The organism is Kitasatospora sp. NPDC059827 (genome assembly GCF_042731675.1).
Lineage (GTDB): Bacteria > Actinomycetota > Actinomycetes > Streptomycetales > Streptomycetaceae > Kitasatospora.
In genome coordinates, this window is record NZ_JBHWIV010000091.1 from 25,105 (window position 1) to 33,051 (window position 7,947).

The window sequence follows — 7,947 nt, forward strand, 5'->3', positions numbered from 1 at the left end:
ATTCGTTCTTTCCTGTTCGACTTTCGCGCTCGATCGAGCGCTTCCGGCCTGGTTGTTGCGTGGCGGCGAGGACTTCCGGCCCTGGCCGAGGGCGATGCCGCCGTTGCGGGTATTCCCGTACGTCGGTTCACGAGCGCAGCGCCCGGACCGCGACCGCGCGCGACACCCGGGCCGCCTGTAGGACCAGCGCGAGGCAGGTGGTGACCAGCGTCCCGGCGGCGAGCGCCCCGAGGGTGGCCCAGGGGAGGCCCGTCAGGACGCGGACGACGTCGGTCCGGGCCCCCAGGGCGATGGTGAGGCTCGACACGGCGACGAACAGCGCGCCGAAGACGATCGCCGTCCCCGCGTAGATCGCCCCCTCGTAGACCATCGACCGGGTGACCACGCCCGGCCGCGCACCGGCCACCGTCACGACGGCGGAGTCACGGGCGCGCTCCCGCCCGACGAGGGCGATCACGGCGAGGCCGCCGACCCAGGACACGACGAAGACCCAGCCCAGCACGACCAGGATGTCGTCCAGCCCGGCGCTGCCTCCGGGCATGACCTTCCCCATCACCAGGAAGAGGCCGACGAACGACAGGGAGAGCGCGAAGGGCAGCACCGTGGTGACGCTCCTCGCCGCGCGGGCCCGGCACGACTGCACGGCGAGGTGCCAGGCGACGCCGCGCGAGGGCACCAGCGCCGTCCAGAGCTTCATCAGCGGGGTGAGCACCCACGGCCCCATCAGCAGCAGCAGGCAGACGAGGAAGAGGTTCCCGGCGAACGCGAAGGCCGTCCGCTGGGCGAGCCCGCCCTTGAGGTCGAGGCCCAGGCCGGGTACCCACATCCCGACCACACCGGCGAGCAGGCACAGGGCGAGGCCACCGCGGGCCACGCCGGGCCGCGCCGGGGGATCGGAGACGTCCCGGAAGGCGTGCATCTCCGGCGTCCTGGCGGCCCGTCGGGTGACGCCCCAGCCGCCGAGCAGGCACGGAACCAGTCCGCACAGCACGCTCACGCCGACGTACCAGAACCGGAACCCGACCGAGGCCCCGTGCAGTTCGAGACCCGTCCCCTTCCACTGCGCGAGGGTGACACCCGCGACCAGCAGGGTGAGCGGTGCGGCCAGCGCGCCGGCCACCGCGCCCAGCACCACCGTCTCCGTCCGCAGGACGAACCTGACCCGGTGGCGCGGAATCCCGAGGATCACCCACAGGGCGTGCTCGCGCCGCTGGGTCGTCATCGTCAGACCGACCGCGGAGGCGACGATGCCCACGGCGGCGAGCACGGTGAAGAAGACGATGTTGCCGCCGAGGGCGATCGACGCGGAGACCATCCGTGCGTCACCCGCCGCCCGCGCCGCCGAGACGGCGGTGAACATCGCGATGGCCGAGCCCGCCGAGCACGCCGCGCCGACCGTGGCGCACAGGAGCGTCCACCACCACATCGACGCCTGCCGGCGGATGTCCGACAGCACGAGCCGGATCACGACTGCTCCCCGCCCGCTTCGTCCGCCGACTGCGCCGCGAGGACGGCGTCGCCCACCGCGCGGGAGTCGCCACCGGGGATGACGGCGTGTACCCGCCCGGACCCCATCACCACGACCTGGTCGGCCCGCGCGGCCGCATGGGGGTCGTGGGTGACCATGAGCACCGTGCTCCCCTGCGCGGGGAGTGCCTGCAGCCAGTCGAGCACCACATGACCCGACTTGAGGTCGAGCGCACCCGTCGGCTCGTCGGCGAAGACGATCCGCGGCCGGTTCGCCACCACCCGGGCCACCGCGACGCGCTGGCGCTCGCCACCGGAGAGGCGGTCGGGGCGTCGCCGCGCGTGCTTGGCGATGCCGAGCCGCGCCATGGCGTCCTCGACCCGTGCCCTGGGCACCCGGCGGCCGGCGAGCCGGGCCGGCAGGGCGATGTTGTCCTCGACCGTCAGCGAGCTGACGAGGTTGTACTCCTGGAAGACGAAGCCGATGTTCTCGCTGCGGAACGCGGCCTGCTTGCGGGGGCTGAGCGAGCGGACGTCCGTCCCGAGGATCTCGACGGACCCCGCGGTCGCCGGCTCCAGCCCGGCCGTGCAGAGCAGGAGCGTCGACTTGCCCGAACCGGAGGGGCCGACGACGGCGGTCAGCCGGCCATCGGGAATCTCCAGGTCGATGTCGTGCAGGACGCGCGTCGTCTCGCCCCGGCGGCCGGGAATGGGGAATTCCGTCCGAAGGCCGCGCAAACGAATGCACGGCACGGGAGCGGTAGTGGAGAATGGCATGAATCAAGGAAAGCAGGGCCGGGCGGTGGAGTGCACGGGAGCCTGCACTGCTTTCGGAGGTAGACCTGGATCTACCGCCCGCGAGATCCGAACTGTGCGAAAATATTGATCATGGCGCAGATTCGTGTTGCCCGGAGGCTGCTGACCGAATTCGTCGCAGCGGCCGCCTTTCCGATTCTCCTGATTTCCGTTCTCGCTGCGCCGGTCTCGGTTCCGGTGGTGGCCGAACTGGACCGCTCCAGGGCGCAGTGGTGCGGAGTCCAGACGATGCCGCTGCGACCCGCCGACCGCAGCTGGCCGCAGTGGGTGGCGGGTCGGCTGCGGACACGGTCGGTGTGGTGGACCGACCTCCCGGTGTTCGTCACCGCCGCGCTCCTGTCCGCGCTCTCGCTGCTGGTGGGCTTCTTCGGATTCTTCGGTGCACTGGCGCTGGTCTTCTCCCCCGTCCTCTGGGGTTTCGGCATCGCCGCGGAAGTCGGCCCGTACACCCCGGCCGCCCTGTGGGAAACCCTCGTGGCGGTGCCTGCGGGATTCGCCCTCGGTGCGGTCACCGTGGGCCTGCTGGCCGGCGTCTCCCTGCTCCGCGACCTGCTCCTGCGGGCCTTCTCGGGGAGCCGGAACCCCGACCTGCTCGCGAAACTGGAGGAACTCCGCGTCAGCCGGGCCTCGCTGACCGCGGCCTTCGAGAACGAGCGTCGGCGCATCGAGCGCGATCTGCACGACGGCGCCCAGCAGGAACTCGTCGCGCTCGTCATGCGCCTGGGAATCCTGGAAGCCGCGGCGACGGCCACCGAGCAGGAACGGGTCGTCCAGCTGGCCCGCCAGGCCCAGGCCCAGGCGGAGCGCGCGCTCGAACGGCTGAGGGAGACGGTGCGCGACATCCACCCCAGCGAACTGAGCGATCTCGGTCTCGTCGCCGCCGTCCGGGAACTGGTGGCCAGATCACCGTTGCAGGTCGAACTGACCAGCACCGGTACGGACGCCCGGCTCTCCTCGCCGATCGCCGCGGCCGTGTACTTCACGGTCTCCGAGGCCCTGACGAACATCGCCAAGCACGCGGGCGTCGGGAGCGCCCGGATCGAGCTGCGGTGCACCGAGGGCGGCGTCCGCGTCCGGGTGGGCGACGACGGCGCCGGCGGCGCGCGGATCAGCACCGGATCCGGGCTCTCCGGGCTGCGTGAGCGGATGCGGAGCGTCGGTGGGAACCTCGAAATCATCAGCCCGCCGGGCGGCGGAACGGAGGTCGTGGCATCCGCCCCGGCCCAACCCCCGTGGTGACGGAATTCGGAATCCGACCGGGAAAAGCGATGGGAAATCGATAGTGAGAATCATCCTGGCGGACGACAGCCTGCTGATACGCGCCGGAATCCGGGAGATCCTGGTTTCCAGTGCCCACGATGTGATCCGCGAATGCGAGGACGCCGACGAACTGGTCGCCGCCGTCGACGAACTCGCCGCCGCCGGAGCCGCCCCCGACCTGGTGATCACGGACGTCCGCATGCCGCCCGGGAACACCGACGACGGACTCCGGGCCGCGATCGACATCCGGTCGCGGCACCAGGACCTGCCGGTCCTGGTCCTCTCCGCCTACGTCACGGGCCCGTACGTGCGCGAACTCCTGAACGGCCCGGGCGCCGACGGGGCGGTCGGCTACCTGCTCAAGGAGAAGGTGGGCAGAGTGGCGGACTTCCTGCGGGCCGTCGAGACGGTCTCCGACGGCGGAGTGGTGATCGACCCCGAGGTGGTTCGCCACGTCACCCGCGCCGACCCGCCCCGGGGCCCGCTCGCCCGGCTCACGACCCGCGAACCGGAGGTGCTCGCCCTCATGGCCGAAGGCCGCTCCAACGCGGAGATCGCGGCGGAGCTGTTCCTCTCGGGCGCCGCCGTGGCCAAGCACGTGGGGAACGTCTTCCTGAAACTCGGCATGCCCTCCGGCGAGGACAACCGCCGGGTGAAGGCCATCCTGACCTGGTTCGCATACAACTAGGACGTCGAAGAGGCTGCGTGCGGCGCGGCGACGTCGTCGGCTTGCGGAGGTCGCGGGTGGTCAGCCGTAGGGGATGACGGCGAGGGGGCAGTGGACGTGGTGGATGGCGGCGTGGGCGACGGGGCCGAGGTGGTGGTGGCGGAGGGGGAGGTGGCGCAGGCGGCGGCCGAGGACGAGGAGGCGGGCGGTGGCGGCCGCGTCGACGAGTTCGACGGCGGGCTTGCCGCGGACCAGGTCGGCGGTGACCTCGACCTCGGGGTGGCGGCTCCGGAGCGGGGCCAGGGCCGCGGTGAGGCCGTCCCGTTCGACGCCGGAGACCTCGCGCTCCAGGCCGCCGATGGCGTCGAAGGCCATGTACTCGCTACCGGCCGGCGGGGACCAGACGTGGACGACGCGCAGTGGGGCGGAGCGCAGGGCGGCGGCGCGGAAGGCGAACTCCAGCACTTCCTCGGCGGGGTGGGTCAGGTCGAGGCCGACGGTGACCGGGCCGTCCGGTTCGTCGTGGTCGGCGCGGACCAGGACGACCGGGCAGGCGGAGCGGCGCAGCACCTCCTGGCTGACCGAGCCGACCAGGAAGCCGCGCAGGGTGCCGAGCCCGCGGGAGCCGAGGACGAGGAGGGCGGCGCGGTGCGAGGCGGCCTCCAGTGACTCGACCGGGTCGGCGGACACGGCGGAGGAGGCGACGGGGAGACCGGGCACCAGGGCGGTCAGTGCGGACTCGCGCTCGGCGAGGTGGGCCAGGGCGCGGTGGTAGGTCTGGTCGCTGCCGACCACGTCCCGCTTGGGCCAGGGCCAGGCCTCCAGGACCTCCAGGGGGACGGCACGGCGCTGCGCCTCGTGGGCGGCCCACTCGGTGGCGGTGAGGCTCTCGGGGGAGCCGTCGAAACCGACGACGACCGGGCCGGTGGGGCCGGTGGGGCCGGTCGTGCGGGGGTCGACGGGGCCTGGGCCGGTGGCGCCGGTCGGCGCGGGTTCGGACACGGGGAGCTCCTCGGGTTCCGCGGCGCGGGGAGGGCCGTACCCGGCCGCCGGGGCCGCCTCGGGACTGCGACCCCAGTATCGGCGGTGGGCGGGGACGGCACCTCCCGGGGCGTTCAGGCCTGCTGCGGGGCCGGGTCCGGCGGGGCCGGGTCCGAGGAGGTCGGGTCCGACGGGGCCGGGGCCGAGGGGGTCGGGAGGAAGCCGTCGGCGAGGGGTTCGCCGGTGAGGGCGGCGTCGACCCGGGCGTGGATGTGGGCGAGGGTGGTGGGGCAGGTGAGCGGCTGGTCGCGGTGGCAGTTGAGCATGTGGGTCAGGACGGCCGCGGCGTGCTCCAGACGGCGGGCGCGGGCCAGCATCCCGGCGCGCTGGGCCTCCAGCAGGGCCCGGCGTTCGGCGGCCTCTTCGGTGGCGAGGACGGCGCCGGTGCCGGCCACCGGGATCATGCCGTCCACGTGCCAGAGCTGGACCAGGGCGAGGCGTTCCAGGGCCGCGCGGTCGTAGTAGCGGACCCGGCCGCGGCGGGTGGTGGGGGTGACCAGGCCGCACTCCTCGTAGTAGCGCAGGGCGGGGACGGAGAGGCCGAAGGCCGCCGAGACCTCGGTGATGGAGTGGAGGTCGGACATCCGTGGTTCCTTTCCGGGCTCGCCGCTTGCGCAGTCGCTCGCACCGCCCGCTTGCACTGTCCGCTTGCACCGTCCGCTTGCACTCAAGCGCACTTGAGCGAGAACGCTTAGGCAAGCCTAACTTCCGTGATGCGAAGGGTATCCGCCCATGCCGTCTCCGACCGCCGCAACGGTCAGCACGACCACACCGACACCGCCAGGGGTAGGGAAAGCGACACCGGCGGCGACGCGCGGGGTGCCCGCCTCCGGTGCGCTGCTGGTGCTCGGCTTCGTCCTGCTCAGCCTCAACAGCCGGGTCGCCTTCGGGCAGGTCGGCCCGCTCGCCCCGGTGGCCGGCTGGGGCGCGGGCACCGTCACCGTGCTGGCGCTGATACCCCCGCTCTGCATGGGCCTGTTCGCGCCGCTGGGCGCGCTGGCCCGGCGGCGGCTCGGCGAGGAGCGCGGGCTGTTCTGGGCGAGCGTGCTGCTGGTCGGCGGGGCGGTGGTGCGGACGCTGGGGATGCCCGGACTGTACGTGGGGACGGCGTTGGTGGCCGCCGCGGTCGCGGTGGTCAACGTGCTGATCCCGGTGTTCGTCCGGACCCGCTTCGCGCCCCGGCGGATCGGCACCATGATGGGCGTCTACGCGCTGTCCATGGGCGCCGGTTCGGCCGTGGTGGCCGCGCTGGTCGCGCCCGTCGCGGGCGCGTGGTCCTGGGAGGCGGCGATCGCGCTCGCCGTCGTCCCGGCGGTGCTCGCCGTGGTGGGCACGGCCCCGCAGCTGAGGGTCGGGCGACCCGCCCCGGCGGTCGCCCCCGGGGTGCGGCGGCCGGTCGGCCGGACGGCGCTGGCCTGGAGCCTGACCGCCTACTTCGGCATCCAGACCCTGGTCTTCTACGCCACCCTGGCCTGGCTGCCCACCATCCTGGTCGGCGCGGGCGTGAGCCGGACCACCGCCGGCACCGACCAGGCCGTGATGATCCTCGGCCTCGCCGTCGGCGGCTTCCTCGCGCCCACCTTGGCCGCCGCCCGCCGGGACCAGCGCCCGCACGTCCTCGGCGTGGTCGCGGTCAGCGTGCTCGGTCTGCTCGGCCTGCTGCTCGCCCCCGCCGCCGGGGCGCCGGTCTGGGCCGGGATCCTCGGCATCGGCATGGGTGGCGGGCAGGCCCTGGCCGGGGTGCTGTTCACCCGCCGGGGCACCGACCACGACCACGTCGCGGCGCTGTCCACGATGGCCCAGACCGGTGGCTACCTGATCTCCGCGGCGGGCCCGGCGCTGGTCGCCGTCCTGCACGGCTCCACCGGGTCGTGGACGGTTCCGCTGCTCGCGCTGATCGGTCTGCTGCTGGTGGGCGCGGTGCTGAGCATGCGGGCGGGGCACGACGGGGGTACGGCGGTGGGCGCGACGGGGAGCGTCGTTGAAGGATTTTCTCGTCGCGCTGTCACACTCGGGCGCCGGGATCCGTCGGGTCGGTGAGAGCACATCGGACACCCGAGAGGAACACAACCATGAGCACCGACCCGAGCACCGACCTCACCGCCCGCTCGATCACCGCCGAGATCCCGCTGCGCCCCCGGATGGCCACCGACCCGACCGCGCTCGTCCCCGAACTCGCCGACGTGTCGGCCGCGTTGTTCCGGGCGGTCGGCAACCGCTCGCTCCCGCGCGGCACCGTCAGCCTGGTCCAGCTGCGGGCCGGGCAGCTCGCCGGCAGCACCTACCTGACCGTCCTGCACACCGGATTCCTGCGCAAGGCCGGTGAGTCGGAGGAGCGGATCACCTCGGTGGCCAGCTGGCAGGACTCGCCGTACCTGACCGCGCCCGAGCGGGCGGCCCTGGCGCTGGTGGACGCCGTCCTCCAGCCGAACCCGGACGGCGAGCGGGTGTCGGACGAGCTGTACGCCGAGGTCGCCGCGCACTACGACGAGAAGGCGCTGGCCACGCTGATGCTGGCGATCGGTCAGGTGAACTTCTTCACGGCGATCGCGCTGATCGCCAAGCCTGTCCCCGGGAAGGCGTTCACCGACCCCTGGGCCTGAACTCCGGGGGCCTCAACTCCGGCCCGGGGCCCGGCCCCCGGGCGGGTGGGCCCCGCGGGCCGGGGCCGGGGTGGTCGGGGGGGGGGCGGGGAT

8 protein-coding genes are annotated in these 7,947 nt (G+C 73.4%); 4 read left to right on the top strand and 4 right to left on the bottom strand.

The window, feature by feature from the left end; translation table 11 throughout:
• Positions 1-127: 127 nt before the first annotated feature.
• Together ACFV8H_RS35100 and ACFV8H_RS35105 are read right to left on the bottom strand one after the other, a co-directional pair.
• Positions 128-1,468 carry an FtsX-like permease family protein gene (locus ACFV8H_RS35100; RefSeq protein ID WP_380407989.1) on the bottom strand — a complete coding sequence of 447 codons (1,341 nt, stop codon included), beginning with the start codon at positions 1,466-1,468 and terminating at the stop codon, positions 128-130.
• Positions 1,465-2,244 (bottom strand): ABC transporter ATP-binding protein, encoded by a 780-nt coding sequence (locus ACFV8H_RS35105; protein WP_380407990.1) that lies wholly within the window; start codon positions 2,242-2,244, stop codon positions 1,465-1,467. The genes ACFV8H_RS35100 and ACFV8H_RS35105 overlap by 4 nt, the downstream gene beginning before the upstream one ends.
• Positions 2,245-2,511: 267 nt before the next feature.
• Here ACFV8H_RS35105 and ACFV8H_RS35110 point away from each other — a divergent pair, with 267 nt between their 5' ends.
• Together ACFV8H_RS35110 and ACFV8H_RS35115 are read left to right on the top strand one after the other, a co-directional pair.
• Positions 2,512-3,522, top strand: a complete 1,011-nt coding sequence (locus ACFV8H_RS35110) for a sensor histidine kinase (protein WP_380407992.1) — start codon at positions 2,512-2,514, stop codon at positions 3,520-3,522.
• A gap of 43 nt (positions 3,523-3,565) precedes the next feature.
• Positions 3,566-4,231, top strand: coding sequence for a response regulator (locus tag ACFV8H_RS35115; RefSeq protein ID WP_380407994.1), 666 nt, complete (start codon positions 3,566-3,568; stop codon positions 4,229-4,231).
• 60 nt (positions 4,232-4,291) lie between these two features.
• On the opposite strand, the gene ACFV8H_RS35120 is transcribed toward ACFV8H_RS35115, so the two are convergent.
• Both ACFV8H_RS35120 and ACFV8H_RS35125 read right to left on the bottom strand, forming a co-directional pair.
• Complete coding sequence (locus ACFV8H_RS35120; RefSeq protein WP_380407996.1) at positions 4,292-5,212, bottom strand: universal stress protein; 921 nt, start codon at positions 5,210-5,212, stop codon at positions 4,292-4,294.
• 113 nt (positions 5,213-5,325) lie between these two features.
• Positions 5,326-5,835, bottom strand: a complete 510-nt coding sequence (locus ACFV8H_RS35125; RefSeq protein WP_380407998.1) for a MerR family transcriptional regulator — start codon at positions 5,833-5,835, stop codon at positions 5,326-5,328.
• A 235-nt stretch (positions 5,836-6,070) separates the two neighbouring features.
• On the opposite strand from ACFV8H_RS35125, the gene ACFV8H_RS35130 reads away from it, so the two are divergent.
• On the top strand, positions 6,071-7,291 hold the full coding sequence (locus tag ACFV8H_RS35130) for an MFS transporter (protein ID WP_380407999.1): 1,221 nt from the start codon (positions 6,071-6,073) through the stop codon (positions 7,289-7,291).
• A gap of 101 nt (positions 7,292-7,392) precedes the next feature.
• The gene (locus ACFV8H_RS35135) at positions 7,393-7,854 is read left to right on the top strand and encodes a carboxymuconolactone decarboxylase family protein (RefSeq protein WP_380408001.1); all 462 of its coding nucleotides are present in this window, start codon (positions 7,393-7,395) and stop codon (positions 7,852-7,854) included.
• Positions 7,855-7,947: the final 93 nt, after the last annotated feature.

What these genes read in the sequence shown, in the direction of transcription:
- ACFV8H_RS35105 (WP_380407990.1), bottom strand. Translation starts at nt 2,244, where the DNA reads ATGCCATTCTCCACTACCGCTCCCGTGCCGTGCATTCGTTTGCGCGGC.
- ACFV8H_RS35110 (WP_380407992.1), top strand. Translation starts at nt 2,512, where the DNA reads ATGCCGCTGCGACCCGCCGACCGCAGCTGGCCGCAGTGGGTGGCGGGT.
- ACFV8H_RS35125 (WP_380407998.1), bottom strand. Translation starts at nt 5,835, where the DNA reads ATGTCCGACCTCCACTCCATCACCGAGGTCTCGGCGGCCTTCGGCCTC.
- ACFV8H_RS35135 (WP_380408001.1), top strand. Translation starts at nt 7,393, where the DNA reads ATGGCCACCGACCCGACCGCGCTCGTCCCCGAACTCGCCGACGTGTCG.